Here is a 16,831-nt window from a genome sequence, read left to right as displayed (position 1 = left end):
CGGTTTGAGGCCGGTGTCAGGTGATAACTAGATCTGTACACACTTTGTTTGCAACTGATCAGATCGTAGAAAGTGGACTGAGTTCCCTTTCGCCAGTGATCTACTATTCGGAACAGTAATTTAGCGAGTCTCTGTAGTAGCTAACTAAATCTGTACAATTTACCACTGACATAGATTGCCATTTTTTGTAAATACCCACCTATTGTTCGTCATTTTTACCGCCACTGGAAGTAGGGAGATCTAGTACTTCATCAGGGAAAGTAGTGGTTTCAGACCAATAAATCCCTAAATGATTAAACTTGTTCATTATCAACTTGCTGTGTATGCACTTACAATCGAAAAAGCTTATATTACACTTAGCACAAGTCGCATTTTTCACTTCATTAAGCATTGCTGGCTTGTAATTCAATTTCATACCTGTAACATTATCAATGTTAGATTCATGGAACTCGACAAATAATTTATTTCCTTTAATGGAGTTTTCATAATCGCTTAGCATTACTAATGGGATATGAATTTTTTTGTCTCTTAAGAATAATGTTTGTGGCTCACAACATTTATTATTGATGTTAATTATGCTTTGCTGTGTTCTTAATATCCAGTCATGTATATCAATATGATTCTTAGGGAAGAGGTCAGAGTGAGAAAGCAAATCTAAAAAGTCATCCTTATTTGTTATACACGAAATTGTTAGTATGAAACATTCATACTCTATTGATATGGTGAAGGTTATTGTACTTTCTTTAATTAAAGGAGTTTTACGAATATAACTCCGCACGATACTAAGGTAATCAATTGCGTTGGTTATTGAATCCTTCCCATGAAACGCTACCTCTGGAATTCTGAAGTTCATATCTTCATATGCGATAACTATGCATTTACTTGGAGTTTTAAGATTACTGTTGAATTTTTCTATTAATTTTTTTTGTAAGCCAATAAATTTAAGGTCCATAGTGTTGTGTAATTCAAAACGATCAGTAATGAGATCTTCAGCGTAGATAATTACGTCATGCTGAATATTTTTATCTTTGTTTTTTATCGAGATGTATATACTTGGCCCCTGGTCTTTGTTAGGGGTGTATATGTATTTTTTCTCTTTAGTTAAAAACTCCTTTTTATTAGAGGTGATATATTCAGATTTCAAATCTTCCCCTTCGAAATACTCTCCAATCAAACGATTATCTTTGTAATAATCGGATAATATTCTTTTCCACGTAGAGACACTAATTTCTCCATCGATACGCCAAAGTTTAAAATATTGAGCATTTTTTCCTGCTTTGTCTATAGAGGTATCTAAGCGTGAAAGAAATCCATCTTCATCATATAAACGAATTGCGCCGTCTAAATGATTTGGAATACCTTGGTTAGTTAGCATAGAGTGAGCATATCTGAAACCATAGTAGTTCCCCAACTCAAGCATTTCGGCTGAAGGTATATCTCTAGTTTCTTCGCACTCCAATGATTTAATTCCATTCTGTTCGTGCCACCAAAATTCGGTTTTTGATATACCATTAAAAAATGACTCATCTTTAGAGGTGGCATGTGTTGAGACTCCATTAGAAATATCTTTTAATGAATCATCGAATTTAGGTCCCCACCAGTAATCGAGCTCTACTGGTTCTAAATATGAACCAGGCAATCCCAAACTATGCGGGTCCAGCAATATTTTGACATCAAGGTCTTTATTAGATGAAAGTGTTTGTAATTGTTTAAGTAATGGAGTGTTTAAGTTATTTAATGGAGAAAGTGATCTCCTAAAATATCGGTGAGCAAATACTAAAAGATCGTTATAAAGGAAAACTCCTGGAGCTATGCAATCAAGTGTTGATAAATCTACAAGGCTACGTTTGTCATTTTCGTAATCCCCAAATAGTTCTGGGAATTTTTTCAATGCAATGTTTGTATCAAATGCTGTGATGCATTCTCCCCTAATAAACTTAATGTTTTCTGAGTAAACAGATTCTCCAATGAGAGTTTTTAATTTGTCTTTATCTTCATGAGTAATATTAAACACAGTTTTTCTTAGATAAATCTGCGTGAGGTTATGCACTAGTCTTTTTTCAATTTTTGTTTCAGGGATCGATATTTCCCCAAAAAGACCAATTTTTGTATTATCGATTGAAAGACCATGTATCCTAGACCAAGAAAATGGACGATGCATATCATGATTGATGAAGTTTGGGATGCCTAACTCCCAATCATAATGTCCTAGTAGCTGAGTTGATAATGATTTTATACTAAATGAGAAATCATACTTATTAACCAAGTTGTTGTTGAATAAAACCAGCTGTTTTTTCATTTATATCTCTGTGCTTTTACAGTTAAAGGTTCTAAGTGTATATAGTAAGAAAGAAATCTAGAAAATCTGGGACACCCACCTTTCTGTATGAGGCGCAATGCCACCGAATCTCACGCTACCGCCCGTGGATTACAGCTTCCAATATGCTCCCTTGACCCGCGCTGGCAGCAACCTATCGCAGTTCAACAGGTTCTGAATGGCCATGGTAAGCCAAACGAAACTGGCGAGGCGAGCCTTAAAGTGAGTTAACTATCAGAAATTAATCGTTTTTTGCGCTTGATCAGCAAATGGAGCCGGAAGGCGGCTTTATAGCCATATTGATCTCTGGCAAGCAGGGAAGGGGAGTGAATTGGGGCGACCTGCTGGTCGCCCCTTGTGATTGCCATATCCGGCTCGCGAAGGGTTAGCCGTTATAGCCGTAGCAGCGTTTGAGCTCCTCGAAGTCGTAGTAGTGGCTGCCGCTTTGGTAGGGCTGGCAGCCGGTTTTAAAGGCGATCTCCTTTTCGTTGTAGAGCATCTTGACCAGCACCTGCCGCTGCCCGTTCTGGTAGATATCCCACTGAATATTGGCGGTATAGGGGGAGACCCAGCCGCCGCGCCACTCGTTGTTCTGCTGGCTGAACAGCTGCTCCGGGCTGGCCCCCTGACGGCTCCCTTCCAGCTTCATCAGGGCGGCGAGGGGGATAATGGCCTCGGCGTGGGCAAAGCGCAGGGTAGCCCGTCGGCTCTGCTCACCCTCCACGACCTGACGCTGCACCTCGCCAAACAGGCCGTCGAGCAGCGGCTGGGCAATGGCGTAGGGGGCGCTCTGGTTGGCAAAGCTCGGCCCCTTCTCGTAGAAATCTTCCGCATCGGAGAGGTAGGAGAACCAGGCAGACTCTTCCGGGGTGAGGAACTGCTCCAGCGCCCAGGGTTCGCTGCCCTGTGCCTGCGCTTCGCGGATCATGCCGGGGCCGATGATAAAGAGGTTGTAGAGCATCAGGGCGGCATCCACTTCGTCGCGCACATAGGTCATGCCGCCATCTTCCGGGTTGACGGCGACAAACTCGACGCCGCCCGCCAGATAGTCGACAAAGCCCTTGCTGTAGATACGCTCCAGCATGCTGCGGGCCATCTCTTTGGTCTTGCTCAGGTTTTTAAGCTGATCCAGCGCCCTGGCCAGTTCGGGGGCCGGGGCGATTGCGGCATCTTCGTCACCGATAAAGCGCTGGTAGCTCTCATAGGCGGGCAGGTAGCGGGCGTAATCCCCCTCGGGTGTGGTTTTGTGGAAGTAGAGCTCGAACTTGTTGACCAGCTTTTTGTCGATCTTCGAGGGGTCATCCTGCGTGAGGTAGCACTGCGCCGAGTCGCTGACATAGTTCACGCCGCGCTTGAGGCTCTCCATAAAGTAGAAGGCGCTTTCGTTGGCCCTGTCCTTGCCCGAGGTGACCACCTTGATGCAGTGGGGCTCGCTGCTGTTGAGCAGGGTCGGCAGCCGCGCCGCCAGTCGGGTAGCGAGATTGGCGTGCTCCTCCTTGCCCAGCGCCGAGAGCAGGCCATAGCCCAGCTTCTGGTTGGCGGCCGTCACCAGCTCGACCTTGCCTCCCAGCCCCTGCCCGAGAGTGGTGAGCGCCCCCTGACGCTGCGCCTCTTCCCATACCAGCTTGGTCAGCACATCATATTTCGGGCTGGAGAGGGAGCGTGAGCCGTGGCGCGCCACCATCTCGGTAAAGACCGGGCTGAACCCCTGAGGCGCTGGCTCGTAGCTCTCCGCCTGCTGCTGCGGGCTGTAGACCGCTTTGGTGCTGTATTGGTAGGCGGTTTTGCCCTGGCTGTCGGCAGACGATTCGTTCTCTGACTGGCAGCCGCCAAGCAAGACCAGCGAGACGGCCAAAGCCACATAAGAAGAGCGCGGGAAAGTCATGATGTTCCTTATCTATCCATATGAAAAATAAGTGAAAAACTCTATGGTTTGAAAATGACCGCGGGATGTCAGCCAGATGACAGGCTGATGACTTCTGATAAAGCAGTAAGCAAGTGGAGGGATAGAGGATGGCTATAGGGATGGCAATAGAGGCTCAACCAACCACTGCGCCTGTCACGGCTGAGTGGGCAGTGAGCGCTGTTGGGATGGGGGCTTATTGTCTTACCTCCAGCCCCTTGGCGTTCTGCAGGGTGTGAAACAGGTAGTGATCGTCCCGATCGTAATAGACGGTAATGGTGTGGCGCTGGGTGTAGTCCGCCGCAACCCCGGCTACTGTCATCGGCACTAGGATCAGCTCCCCCAGCCCCAATGTCACGGCGCTCGCCGTGGCTTGGCCATTGCCGTCAGCGCGCTTGTGGATCTTGCCGAGCACGGTAAAGCGATCGCACCCCTTGACCTGCGGCGTATCCAGATATTGGCCTTGTGTACAAGGCTGCGGTTCGCCCAACTCGGCACGGATATGTTCTCGGGGTTGTCCCTGTGTCAGGGTCTCGCGAAAGCGCCCCGAATAGTGATCGATGGCGGCGGCACAGCCACCTAGCAGCAATGGCAGCGCGAGCAGCAGCGGATGAGAAATACATACAGGACGATTCATAAGGGCAAGACTCCGTTATTGCGCCAGTGACGCGCTATCTTGGCCACGTCGCTCCGGTTCGCTGCGATGCAGGAAGGTGGTCAGGGTATCGCGCGGCGGCGTGATGCCGCACTGCACCAGAATCCGCCCGATGGCTCCCCTGTGATAGCCGCCATGAGTCACCAGATGGAGCAGCATTTCATCGCGGCTCATCTGCCCCTTGTCACCATCGACAAAGCGAAACGAGAGCGGGGTTGCACCCTCTTGCGGGCTAAGCGCCCCAACGTAATCCACCAGCCAGTTATCCAGCTTGGTGACTGCGCTGCGCAGGGCGGTGAGGGTCGGTGTCTCCGGGGTATTGGTGGCGGTAAAGCCGTGCCGTTCCCCCAGCAGATTGGCCTTGAAGATGGCATCGACCACATGGATATGGTTGAAGATCCTGAGGCAGGTGTGGTGGGCCTCGTCATATTGCTGCGCATCGAGTGTGGCGATCGCATCCAGCAGTTCGCCATCGGCCCAGCGTTTGTAGTGAAAGAGGGATTGCAGTGTCTTGTTGCTCATCGCGTCCTTGCCCTTGTCGCTTCGTGAAGTGCGGCATGTTAGCCAAAATGGGCTCAATACGAAACCCATTCTGTTGCAGCTTTGGCCGCCGCCATACAAAAATCCCGAAAGCTGGCGCTGTCGGGGAAGAGGAAAAACATCGACAAGGAATTACAAAGGCATTGGGCCAGGCCTGAACGGGATCAGGCATCGACATAGAGCACTTGGCCGCTAATAAGCGCCCTTTTTCGGGACATCCGCCTTTTTGACAGCAGTGGGTGCCTAGACTAGGTTGGTATTCTTATGAGGCCCGCCAAGGCTGTTCACTGTTAACCATAACCGGAAGGATCCGACATGAAAGCGATGACTGCAGCCCTTTTACTCCCCCTGATTCCCCTTGCCGTTCAGGCGGGGGCACCCGTGTGGATCACGATTGGGGCCGATAGCGGGGTTGAACTCAAGCAGGTCAATGCCAAGCTCTCCCCCCTGTTCAGTGCCAGCGGGGCGCCTATCCAGCTGGCCCAGATTGAGGCAAGCGAGCTTGGCTCCCTCTCGCACCTGATGCACGAAGGGCACCAGCGCTGCGGTGGCTATGTGGTGCACACGACCCTGGCCGATGCGCTGCAGAGCATGGCCCAGCCCCTTAGCCAAAACCTGTTCAGCGCACCACCATTGACCCAGGGGGCCAGTGTCAACCGGCTGCTGCCCCATCTGGATCAAGGCAATATCGCCAGCACCATCAGCAAGCTATCCGGCTGGCGCAACCGCTACTACACCACCCCCACCGGCACGCAATCCGCCGACTGGGTGGCCAGCCAGTGGCAGAGCCTCGGCAGCACCCTGCCATGGGCCAGCGTCAGCCGGGTCAAACATAGCGGCTACCCGCAACAATCGGTGGTGCTGACCCTCAAGGGAAGCCGCTATCCGGACGAGGTGGTGGTGCTCGGTGGCCATCTCGATTCCACCGCAGGCTCGGCTCCCAACAGCAAGACGCTGGCCCCCGGCGCCGATGATGACGCCTCCGGCATCGCCACCCTGACCGAGGTGCTGCGGGTCATCGCCGAACAGGGCCGCCAGCCGGAGCGCACCCTGCAATTTATCGGCTATGCGGCAGAGGAGGTGGGTTTGCGGGGCTCCAAGGATATCGCCAGCCGCTACAAGGCAGCCAACACCAGGGTATTGGCCGCGCTCCAGCTGGACATGACCAACTACAAGGGCTCGGCGAACGACATCGTCTTTATGACCGACTACACCGACAAGGGGCTGACCGGCTACCTCACCCAGCTGATCGATGCCTACCTGCCGCAAGTCAGCTATGGCTATGACAGTTGTGGCTATGGTTGCTCGGATCACGCCTCTTGGCACAATCAGGGCTACCCCGCCGCCATGCCGTTCGAGTCACGCTTTAGCGAATACAACCCCAGGATCCACACGGTGCAGGATACGTTGCAAAATTCGGATCCCTCGGCTGGCCATGCTCTCAAGTTTGCCCAGCTGGCGACCAGCTTTGCCGTTGAAATGGGCAAGATAAACTGAGTCACAGGCCGCTGCGCAAGCCAAAAGGAAGGGAGTCTCGACTTCCTTCTTTTTTATCTCTCCTGTGCGGCTTTGCCCTTGTCGCTTGGCTCAGTCGGCAGACGAGCAAGGGTGGATGTGATGCGTTTGCGCCCGCCATCCAAAAAGCCCCGAGCGCAGTGCGCTTTGGGGTATGAGGAAAAAACCCGCAAGGTCGTTATCCCAAGTCGTTGTTATTCGAGATAAAGCTTGCTCAATACCACGCCAATAAGGCATCGAACATGCGGGTATGGGTCACTTGCAGGTTTGCCGCTTTGGTAGAAATGGCTGCGCTATAGAGCTGGACGCCGGGTTCGTTATGACTCTGCACCAGATAGTTTGTATGGCGACAGGTTCCATAGAGAGAGAGGCTTTTTCTCGCGCAGTGGCCGAGAAACAGTACCCCACCAAGGCCGATCATCAGGCCACATATATCCAGCTGATTGATATCCATCAGATTGACGGCGGGCAGGGCAAATTGAGCCTCGGCTTGCTGCGCGAATTCATAGAGTGACACGGCAAACATGGCGCCGCAGAGCAGCAGTTTGAGGCGGGCGAGGCTGGTGAGTTTGGTTTGCATCACGTCCGGCGAGACAAAATAGAGATTCTCCAGATGCCGTCTCTGCTCTTTGATAAGGATCCCGCGCACATTGACATCAACCTCGACCTGGGTTGATTCGCGATAGACCAGCCCCTGCTTTTCCCACTCGTCCGCCAGCATGGCAACCAGCACCGGATAGACGACAATGGCCAGGCCGCAATAGATCGGCAGCGCATGATATCCGCTGGACATCAGTCCAACTGACAATATTGCGAATATATAGGGCGACAAGGCTTTAACTGCAATTGATGATTTCATCGTTATACATCCATAAATAACGCGTTTTATAAGTGCCGATAGCGCACAGGTAATAGTGGCCGCGCCAATAAGCTGCTGCCAAACAGGGCGTTGGTCAGCGGTAATCCATTCCGGCAAATAGCCTGAAATAGTCCCTTTGCTCGGCAACAGGGAGAAGAGCGCCATAGTAAGCCAAACGAGGCCACTCTGACAGTGACCCGGATGACATAAATCTGTGGGTTGTCGTCGAAATGAAATCATATTCTGTCGCTACTCCGGTTCCTCCATGCAAAAAGCCCCGAGAGCTGGCGCTTTCGGGGAAGAGGAAAAACATCGACAAGGAATTACAAAGGCATTGGGATCAGGTCTGAAGAAGATCAGGCATCGACATAGAGCACCTGGCCGCTAATAAAACCATCGACGGAGCGCTCAAACGCCTTGCCGACCAGGGCGCCCGGCACCGGCTGGAAGCCCGGCATCATCTCGCCATATACGTCCCACGCCTCTTCCAGTACGGTCGGGTTGACCACATTGATGCGAATGCCGCGGGGCAGCTCGTGGGCCACACACTGGACAAAGGTATCTATGGCGCCGCTGGTGGTGGCATCGGCAATGGCCAGCGGGATCGGCTTGATATTGAGAATGCCGGAGATCAGGGTGAAGGAGCCACCCTGGTTGATGTAGTTGAGGCCGATATTGACCAGATTTATCTGCCCCATCAGCTTGCTCTGGATGGTGGTTTGCCACTGCTCGTCGCTCATCTCGCCAAAGGGGGCGTATTCGCAAAATCCTGCGGTATTGACCACCGCATCGAAGGAACCCACGTTTTGGTAGAGCCGCTCGATAGACTCTCTGCTGGTGATATCCACCTGAAAATCACACCCCTCGCCGGAGCGGCTGGCGGTAATGACCTTGTGCTTGCCCAGACCACTGAGGGCGGCTTGCCCCATTTTCCCCTGAGCACCAATCAGAATGACAGTCTTCATCGTTAACCTCGCTTTGCTGGAAGAGCTGCAAGGTTAGAGAGCCACTGATACAATGTAAATCATGTGTGATTTGTATGTGATACAACTGAAATTGGTGAGGTAAGGGTGGAGAGGATCGATATCAGGCAGATGCGGGTGCTGGTGCTGCTGGTGAGATACAAGAGTGTGTCACGGGTGGCCGAGCTGCTGGAGATCTCCCAGCAGGGGGTGAGCAGTCATCTGAAAAAGCTGCGCGATCTCTTTCCCGCCGAGCTGTTTATCCGCCAGAGCGCCGGGTTGCAGCCGACCGATTACGCCTGCGAGCTGGCCGCCAGATTTGAGCAGATCCTGGCCGATATCGACGGGGTCTTTGTGGCAACCCCCTTCGATCCCGCCAGCAGCCAGCGCACCTTCAGGGTGATGGCCAACGAATATGCCCAGCTCGCCATTATCCCAAGGCTGGCGAGCGCCCTGCGCACTCAGGCGCCCTCCATCCGGCTCGATGTGGTGGACTTTCAGGCCGAAGCGCATCTGGAGGCGCTGGCCAGCGGCGAGGTCGATCTGGTGATTGGCTTTGATGCCTATCTCGACCCGGGGTTGCTGCGCGCCACCCTGCGCCGGGATCACTACTGCTGCGTGCTGCGCCGCGACTCCCGATATCTTCCGGACAACTCCCCACAGGATCTGGCGGCCATCCCCTTTGTGCAGTTCGCCAACAGCGTCGGCAATTTCGAAGGGCAGATGAGCCCGCAGCAGGTTGCCAGCGTAGCGGTGGCGACGCTCCCCTGTTACACCTCGCTGCAAGCCTTTATGTCGGTCAATGACGTGGCGGCCTGCATTCCGTCGGCCATCGCCGCCCTCGGCGATTTTCGCACCGTGGAGCTGGCCGGGGCGCCGCAGCAGTTCGAGGTGGTGGTCGGCAGACACCGCAAAAGTCAGGGCAATCTCGCCATCGAGTGGCTGGCCGAGGTAATCAAGTCGGTCTGCGATCTTGCCATGCCGAGATAACATCGCCGTTTGCACAGAGCTGCACACGCCTGCCAGCGCGCTAACGGCAGGCTGGATCTGTGGGACAAATCCTGCGATGGTGCGGGGCAGTTATCCGCTTGTCCCGTTATCGAGTGAAAAGGAGTTGAGATGCGCATTGCCATGATTGGTCTGGGGGATATCGCCCAGAAAGCCTATCTGCCGCTGCTGGCGAGCGACGAGCGGATCACCCCGCTGCTCTGCACCCGCAATCCAGCGGTGCTGGAAAAGCTGGCCCGCCAGTATCGGGTCGCCGAGTGCTTTACCGATGTGGCGGCCCTGCTGGCCAGCCGTCCCGACGCCGTGATGATCCACGCCGCGACCGCCGTTCACCGCGAGCTGGCCGAGCAGTGCCTGCGCGCAGGGATCCCCACCTTTGTCGACAAGCCCCTGTGCGACAATCTGGCCGAAGCCGAGGCGTTGGCCAACCTCGCCATCGCGCAAGATTGCGCCCTCTTTACCGGCTTTAACCGCCGCTATCTGCCCGCCATGGCCGAGGCACGGGCCCAGCCGCTCACCGAGCTTAACTGGCAGAAACACCGCTTCGCCCTGCCGGGCAAGGCGCGGGATTTTATGTTCGACGACTTTATCCATGTGCTCGACAGCCTCTGCTTCTATGGCGGCGTGCCGGATGGCAACTTTCATGCGGTATTGCGACCGGATACGAAGGACAAGAGTTTGCTGGCAGGGGTAAGCGTCAGCTGGCAAAGTGGCGATCGTGCCATCAGCGGCAGCATGAACCGCAGCGCCGGGATCACCGAGGAGCGCATCGATGCCTACGGCGACAATCTCTCCCTGCACCTTGAGAACTGCACCCGCGGCAGCATCGCCCGCGACAAGGCAGCGCAGATGCTGGCCCCCAACGACTGGCAGCCGGTGCTGGCCCAGCGCGGCTTTGCCGCCATGCTGGCGCACTGGTATCAGCAGATTGAATTGGGCAAGGCAGATAGCGAGCTGATCGCCTCCTACCTGCACGGTCACCGGCTGGCAGAGCAGCTGGTGGCGCAGGCTGACAAGCGGAGTTAAGGCTGGCTGGAAGCCTGAGATATATGAATACGAGGTGCGCGAAGGTTGCGCACCAAAAACAAAGGGGGCCGCAGTTGCGGCCCCCCGTTGTTATGGGATGAGATGCATGGGATCAGATGCACTTCACCGGCTTGGGCAGGCCGCCAATCTTGGTCGCCTGCTTGGCTGGGCCTTCCGGGAACAGCTTGTAGAGGTAGCGGCTATTGCCCTTCTCGGGGCCGTACTGCTTCTCCATCGCCTTGACCAGTGCGCGGATGGCGGGGGAGGTGTTGAACTCCAGATAGAAGGCGCGCACAAAGCGCACCACTTCCCAGTGCGGCTCCTCAAGCGTGATCCCTTCCTGCGCGGCCAGTACCAGCGCCAGCTCCTCGTTCCAGTCGTTGCTGTTGAGCAGGTAGCCCTTGGCATCGGTCTCGATGAGTTGGCCGTTGAATTCCAGCTGATGTTTTTCGGACGCAGACATGAGGGCTCCTCGCTAATGGGGCTATCAGGATTGGGCGGGCATGGTAGCGCCTTGATCTCCGGTGAGCAACCGGCTCTCGTTGGCCAGATGCAGCAGCTGATCCGCCAGCTCGCTGATCAGGTTGAGCTGCTGGGTCAGCATCAGCTGCTCCTCGCTGCTATCCGGACTTATCACCGGACACTGACCGCCGATGGAGCTGGAGGGGTTGCCTGCCAGATGGCCAGCGGCCTGCTCCAGGGTGTGGCAGATGTGGTGGCGCACCTCATCCAGCCCGCTGATGGCCTCCAGTTTGTCGCGATGGGCCCCCAGCGCCGAGATGTAGGAGAGCAGGGCGTGGTTGCGCCAGGTGAGGGTAAAGCAGAGATCGAGAAAGCGGCGGCGCTTTTGCGGCTCCACCAGCATGCTCTGCCAGGCGGTGGCCAGCTCGCTGTCCGCCAGATGGGCGCTCTTGCGCGCCACCCGATAGTCGATGGACTCGTCCCGCTGCTGCTTGAGGCTTGCCAGCACTGCCGAGAGGTAGCGGGCGTTGGCCGAGAGCGAATTGGCGATAAGGGTCGGCAGCCGCTTGTACTGCCAGTCCGGCCAGAGCCAGGCTACCAGCCCGTAGGAGATCAGGCAGCCGAGCAGGGTATCGAGCAGCCGTGGCCCGAGAATGGCAAAGCCGATCCCATCGAGCAGGTTGAACGCCATCAGCACGTAGAGGGTGATAAAGCAGACCGCGGCGCTGTAGTTGTTGCGCACCTGGGTGAAAAACAGGAAGGCGGCCAGCCCCATCACCACCAGCTGAACGTGCAGCTCGGGGAACAGCCAGAGCACCGGAATGCCCACCAGAATACCGGCGAAGGTGCCGAGCATCCGCTGCACCAGTCGGCGGCGGGTGGCGCTGTAGCTGGGCTGGCAGACAAACAGCACGGTCAGCAAAATCCAGTAGCCCTTTTCCAGATCAAAGGCTTGCAGTATGCCGTAGCCGATCACCAGCCCGAGTGACAAACGCAGCGCATGGCGAAACACCATGGAGTGCAAGGTGAGGTGCTGCTTGAGCTGGGCCAGCAGCGGCAGGCGGGGCGGGCGCGCCAGCGCGGGCAGCTCCTGCTCCGGTTGCTCGGGGTTTTGCAACACTTCGGCGCTGCCCAGCAGCTGGTTGATGCTGGCCAGATTGCGGCGCAGGAACTTCATCGGCGTCAGCAGGGTTTTCGGGTAGTGCTGCTTGAGATTGGTGAACTCCAGCTGATCGCCGAGGGCCTCCAGCGTCCAGTGGATGCGCTTGTTATGGGCGTAGGACTTGTGCACCAGAATGGCGTAACCGAGCCGCTGGCACGCCTCGGAGAGTTGCAGGAACACCTCCTGAAACCCTTCCAGCACTATGCCCTGTTTGAGCTCCGCTTCCAGCCGGCTGTAGGGGTAGTGGCTGGAGGTGGCTCGCTCGTGAATCTCCAGCGCCAGCAGATAGAGGCGCAGCAGACTGGCAAGCTCGGGGCTCGCCGGATGGCGGCGGCTCAGGCGGGCGTTGAGGGCCGACTTGGTGAGGGTCAGCGCGCTCACCAGATTGATGTTGAGCTGGGCCAGATTGTGGCGAATGGCCTGGGCGCCGTGCTCGTCCGCCGGGAAGAAGCGGGATTTTTCCAGCAGGTAGCGGCCAAGGGCGAAGTAGCTCTGGGCCAGCTGTTCGTGCAGGGTCTTGTAGGGCAGCAGCCAGAGCCAGATAAACGAGACCAGTCCGTACCAGAGGGCGCCAGCGCCGAGGGCCAGCGGCTGGTAGAAGAGATCCGGCGCCTTGGCGGCACCCAGCATGGTGTAGATGGCGATCAGCAGCGAGCCGAAGCTGATGGTGGCATAGCGGGCGCCGAGCGCCCCCACCATCACGAAGATAAAGGTGGAGCTGGCGAGCCCAATGGCAAACAGCCAGGGGGTGGGGTAGAGATACTGCACGCACAGGGACGCAAACATGAAGCAAATCAGCGTCATGGCGAGGTTTTTAATGCGTCCCCACAGGCTGTCATCGGTTTCGGCGATGGCGCCCGCCACGACTCCGAGGGAGAGCAGCACGGTGAGCTGGATATTGCCGGTGGCCAGGGTGAAGGCGAGCAGACCGAGAATGGCCAGCAGCACTTTGAGAGCGAAGTAGATGTGACTATCGGTCAGCAGTCGGCGCAGCAGGCCAGAGAGATCCATCGGCATGAGACAGGTGAAACCCTTGATCGAAACGAGAGCGAGATAGTAACCCGCCAAGCGCGAAGTGGCCCTGATCCAAATCAGGGCCACTTCGCTTCATATCCTTGATTTACAACTTATCCTGACAGAAAGAGGAGCCAATAAAAACCCCGCCGAAGCGGGGTTTCTGATTAGTTGCGGTTGCCGCCAAGCAGGCTCAGCAAGCTCAGGAAGATGTTGTAGATGGAGACATACAGAGTGACGGTGGCAGAGATGTAGTTGGTCTCGCCGCCGCGCACGATCTGCTGGGTAGTCAGCAGGATGGCACCGGAGGAGAAGAGCATGAACATGGCGGACAGGGCCAGGCTCAGGGCGCTCATCTGCAGGAAGATGTTGGCAATCATGGCCACCAGCAGTACCCAGAAACCGACGAACAGCATGCCGCCGATGAAAGAGAGGTCACGCTTGGTAGTCAGGGCATAGGCCGACAGACCGAAGAAGGTGAGCGCGGTGCCGCCAAGGGCGGTCATCACGATCTCGCCACCACCATTGTTCATGTACATGTTGATGATGGGGCCCAGGCTATAGCCCAGCAGACCGGTCAGAGCGAAGGTGAAGACCAGCCCCATGCCGTTGTTGCGATTCTTCTCGGTCAGGAACATCAGACCGTAGACACCGATCAGGAACACGGCCCAGTGCAGCGGCGGCATGTTCATCACGGTAGCGACCCCCGCCACCACGGCAGAGAAGCCCAGAGTGAGGGAGAGCAGCATATAGGTGTTACGCAGCACCTTGTTGGTATCGCGTACGGCACTTTGGGTGCCAGTGTAGATAGAACGGGTATCCATCTTGGGTGTCCTCTTGATGTCCGGGTGAGACGGCGAGCAGCCGCCTCGTGATCGCTGTTTGTTACTGCATGTTTACGCATTGTATGTAGAACAAATAGGGATGACGAGGAACAATTTCAAGCCACCTGCCATTTTGCTCCCGCACACTATCCCACAGGAAATATGTATTGCATATGAACAAGGGCTTAGCGTAGTATGCACGCCGTTCGGAGGGGTGGCAGAGCGGCTGAATGCACCGGTCTTGAAAACCGGCGATGGGCGACCATCCGTGGGTTCAAATCCCACCTCCTCCGCCATATTCAAAGAGAAAGCCCAAGCGATCCAATCGCTTGGGCTTTTTTGTATCTGCGGTTTTTATCGGTCCACCTGATGGCGTGCTGGCTATTGCCACTCCCGATAGCTGGCGAGGCGGTAGCCGCGCTCGGTGATAAGGGCGGGCAGGGACGGGTCGGTCAGGATCGCCAGTTCGTTGAGGCGGGGCTGGCAGTAGGAGCTGCCTTGCATCTCCAGATCGATAAAGGAGGGGTGGCACATGATCTCGAGCGAATGGGCCCCCTGTTCACTGGCCTCATCGAGCAGTTGCAGCAGGCTGTTTTGGGTCAGCTGCGCGCCGTAGAAGCGGTCGTCGAACCGATCGCAGCTCTGCGGATGGTTGACGGTCAGTCCGTGGCGGGCTATTTCGCCCCGGTCGATGCGAAGGGGCAGGCCATGCGCCTTGGCGAAAGCCTCCACCAGCGGGTAGATAGTCGGCAAAATATGAACATGGTGGTGGCTGTCGATATGGGTCGGCTGCTTGCCGAAGATCGCGACAAAACGCTGATACTGACTCGCTAGCTCGCCGGATATCTCGGCCAGATCCAGCTCTCCCGCCTCGCTTTTGTGCCAGATCCCCTTGTTGAGCTCGCCCTGTTCGTTCACCAGCGAGGTGAGCGGCGTGAGCGGCTTCCCCCAGCTGAGTATAAAGTGCAGCCCGACTGGCAATTCTGGGAAGCGTTCGGCCAGCCAGGCGGCGTGTGCGATAGCGGGGGAGGTGACGATGGCGCTGGTGGAGCTGACGACTCCGTGCTCGAACGCCTCTATGATGCCGTAGTTCTGGGCGCGGCAGAGGCCGAAGTCGTCGGCGTTGATGATCAATCTCTTGCTCATGAGGGTTCCCTTGCGGTTAAGCGCCCCGCCGGTTCGGGCGGGGCGTGCTGGCCTCAGGCGAGGGCGTCGATGGCGGCGGCGAAGTTGGGCAGGTGTTCGCGGTGGGCCAGCAGCAGCTCGCGGGCGACGATGCGGGCATCGTTGTCGGAGTGGATCAGCGGGTTGAGGTTCATCGCCAGCAGCAGGTCATCGAAGTCGCCACTGATGGCAGCCTTGGCGGCGGCTATCTCGAAGCTCTTGATGAGGTGCACCAGCCCGTTCACTTTGTCGTCAAAGCGGGTGAGGCGCGGGTGGGGGATGGCACCGTCACGCCCGATAAGGCAGCTCATCTCCACCGTCCAGTCGGCCGGGATATTGGTGACATGGCCCTGATGGGGCACGATGACGTAGTGCTCGCTCTGCTTGTCGTTGTAGATGGCGCTGATCACTTCGCAGGCTGCATCGGAGTAGTAGGCGCCGCCACGCAGCTCCAGCTCTTTGGGCTTTTCGCACAGCTCGGGGTTCTGGTAGAGCTCGAACAGTTTCTTCTCGACCTGCTGTACCACCTGAGCTCGGGCACCGCCCTTGTAGAACTCACCCATCTCGATCCCCAGCATCTCTTTCTCCTTAAAGTAGTAACGCAGGTAGGAGCAGGGAAGCAGGCGCAAGCCGCGGATAAAACCGGGATCGAACGGCAGGTCGAAGATGTTCTTGACCGAGCTGGCGCGGGTCAGGCTGCCATCGGCGACCCCTTCCAGCAGCTCGTCAAAGCGGGATTCGCCGTTGACCAGCACATCGCCGATAAAGACCAGATGGTTGAGGCCGAACAAATCCATGGAGAGGTGATCATGCTCGGTCAGCTGGAGGGCATCGCGTACAAACATCTGCATGCCGACCGGAATATTGCACACCCCGATAAAACGGCGGAAGTTGGTATGACGGCGCACTGCTTCGGTCACCATGCCAGCCGGATTGGTGAAGTTAATCAGCCAGGCATCCGGGCAAAGCTCTTCGACGTCGCGGATGATGTCGAAGATGACCGGTATGGTTCGCAGCCCCTTGAACAGGCCGCCTGCGCCGTTGGTCTCCTGCCCCAGTATGCCGTGACTGAGCGGGATGCGCTCATCCTTCTCCCGCGCCTGCAGCTGGCCGACGCGAAGCTGGGTGGTGACGAAGTTGGCACCCACTAGTGCCTCGCGGCGATCCAGGGTTTTGTGCAGGGTCATGGGGATGCCTGCCTGGCGGATCATCCGTTGGCAGAGGTCGAAGATGATGTTCAGTTTCTCTTCGCCAGCGGGAATATCTACCAGCCACAGCTCGCTGATGGGCAGCTCGGCATAGCGCTTGATGAAACCATCGACCAGCTCGGGGGTGTAGCTGCTGCCGCCGCCAATGGTCACTACCTTGATCTTCTCGCTCATAAATCCCTCTTCATCGATCTTTGTAGGTTTGATGGTGG

Annotated in this window: 14 protein-coding genes and 1 tRNA gene; 4 read left to right on the top strand and 11 right to left on the bottom strand. The window is 56.0% G+C overall.

Translation table 11 applies throughout. The features are described 5' to 3' along the window. Positions 1–199: 199 nt before the first annotated feature. The 4 genes from OKC31_RS02935 to OKC31_RS02920 all read right to left on the bottom strand — a co-directional run bounded on the left by OKC31_RS02935 (position 200) and on the right by OKC31_RS02920 (position 5,397). The gene (locus tag OKC31_RS02935; protein WP_270656236.1) at positions 200–2,299 is read right to left on the bottom strand and encodes a hypothetical protein; all 2,100 of its coding nucleotides are present in this window, start codon (positions 2,297–2,299) and stop codon (positions 200–202) included. A gap of 403 nt (positions 2,300–2,702) precedes the next feature. Further along, positions 2,703–4,202 carry a histidine-type phosphatase gene (locus OKC31_RS02930; RefSeq protein WP_270656234.1) on the bottom strand — a complete coding sequence of 500 codons (1,500 nt, stop codon included), beginning with the start codon at positions 4,200–4,202 and terminating at the stop codon, positions 2,703–2,705. 214 nt (positions 4,203–4,416) lie between these two features. Continuing rightward, complete coding sequence (locus OKC31_RS02925) at positions 4,417–4,857, bottom strand: hypothetical protein (protein ID WP_167572362.1); 441 nt, start codon at positions 4,855–4,857, stop codon at positions 4,417–4,419. A 15-nt stretch (positions 4,858–4,872) separates the two neighbouring features. Continuing rightward, on the bottom strand, positions 4,873–5,397 hold the full coding sequence (locus OKC31_RS02920) for a DinB family protein (protein ID WP_270656233.1): 525 nt from the start codon (positions 5,395–5,397) through the stop codon (positions 4,873–4,875). A gap of 333 nt (positions 5,398–5,730) precedes the next feature. On the opposite strand from OKC31_RS02920, the gene OKC31_RS02915 reads away from it, so the two are divergent. Continuing rightward, positions 5,731–6,912: a M28 family metallopeptidase gene (locus OKC31_RS02915; RefSeq protein WP_270656232.1), complete on the top strand. Its 1,182-nt coding sequence runs from the start codon at positions 5,731–5,733 to the stop codon at positions 6,910–6,912. A gap of 232 nt (positions 6,913–7,144) precedes the next feature. Here OKC31_RS02915 and OKC31_RS02910 read toward each other — a convergent pair whose 3' ends face one another. Together OKC31_RS02910 and OKC31_RS02905 are read right to left on the bottom strand one after the other, a co-directional pair. Further along, positions 7,145–7,954, bottom strand: coding sequence for a hypothetical protein (locus OKC31_RS02910; RefSeq protein WP_270656231.1), 810 nt, complete (start codon positions 7,952–7,954; stop codon positions 7,145–7,147). Between the two features lie 191 nt (positions 7,955–8,145). Continuing rightward, a complete protein-coding gene (locus tag OKC31_RS02905) occupies positions 8,146–8,754 on the bottom strand; it encodes a short chain dehydrogenase (protein ID WP_005347588.1) in 609 nt (202 codons plus the stop codon). A 105-nt stretch (positions 8,755–8,859) separates the two neighbouring features. Here OKC31_RS02905 and OKC31_RS02900 point away from each other — a divergent pair, with 105 nt between their 5' ends. After that, entirely contained in the window at positions 8,860–9,741 is an 882-nt protein-coding gene (locus OKC31_RS02900) for a LysR family transcriptional regulator (RefSeq protein ID WP_270656229.1), read from the top strand. A 129-nt stretch (positions 9,742–9,870) separates the two neighbouring features. Continuing rightward, a complete protein-coding gene (locus OKC31_RS02895) occupies positions 9,871–10,785 on the top strand; it encodes a Gfo/Idh/MocA family protein (protein ID WP_270656227.1) in 915 nt (304 codons plus the stop codon). A 112-nt stretch (positions 10,786–10,897) separates the two neighbouring features. Here the strand turns inward: OKC31_RS02895 and OKC31_RS02890 are convergent, their stop codons facing one another. From OKC31_RS02890 to OKC31_RS02880, 3 genes are all read right to left on the bottom strand, one after another. Beyond that, entirely contained in the window at positions 10,898–11,248 is a 351-nt protein-coding gene (locus OKC31_RS02890; RefSeq protein WP_058057790.1) for a TusE/DsrC/DsvC family sulfur relay protein, read from the bottom strand. A gap of 24 nt (positions 11,249–11,272) precedes the next feature. Beyond that, a complete protein-coding gene (gene yccS / locus OKC31_RS02885; RefSeq protein WP_270656226.1) occupies positions 11,273–13,426 on the bottom strand; it encodes a YccS family putative transporter in 2,154 nt (717 codons plus the stop codon). Positions 13,427–13,590: 164 nt separating this feature from the next. Next, positions 13,591–14,247, bottom strand: a complete 657-nt coding sequence (locus OKC31_RS02880) for a Bax inhibitor-1/YccA family protein (protein ID WP_005338308.1) — start codon at positions 14,245–14,247, stop codon at positions 13,591–13,593. Between the two features lie 208 nt (positions 14,248–14,455). On the opposite strand from OKC31_RS02880, the gene OKC31_RS02875 reads away from it, so the two are divergent. Then, a tRNA-Ser gene (locus OKC31_RS02875) sits at positions 14,456–14,543 on the top strand. Positions 14,544–14,628: 85 nt separating this feature from the next. On the opposite strand, the gene chbG is transcribed toward OKC31_RS02875, so the two are convergent. Next, positions 14,629–15,393, bottom strand: a complete 765-nt coding sequence (gene chbG, locus OKC31_RS02870) for a chitin disaccharide deacetylase (protein ID WP_270656225.1) — start codon at positions 15,391–15,393, stop codon at positions 14,629–14,631. A 53-nt stretch (positions 15,394–15,446) separates the two neighbouring features. Then, on the bottom strand, positions 15,447–16,793 hold the full coding sequence (locus OKC31_RS02865; protein ID WP_270656223.1) for a 6-phospho-beta-glucosidase: 1,347 nt from the start codon (positions 16,791–16,793) through the stop codon (positions 15,447–15,449). Positions 16,794–16,831 lie beyond the last annotated feature (38 nt).

The organism is Aeromonas sp. Y293-4, from assembly GCF_027705905.1.
GTDB classification, from domain to species: domain Bacteria; phylum Pseudomonadota; class Gammaproteobacteria; order Enterobacterales; family Aeromonadaceae; genus Aeromonas; species Aeromonas veronii.
Note: the sequence above shows the minus strand (reverse complement) of the source record. Positions and strands in the feature narration are given on the sequence as shown.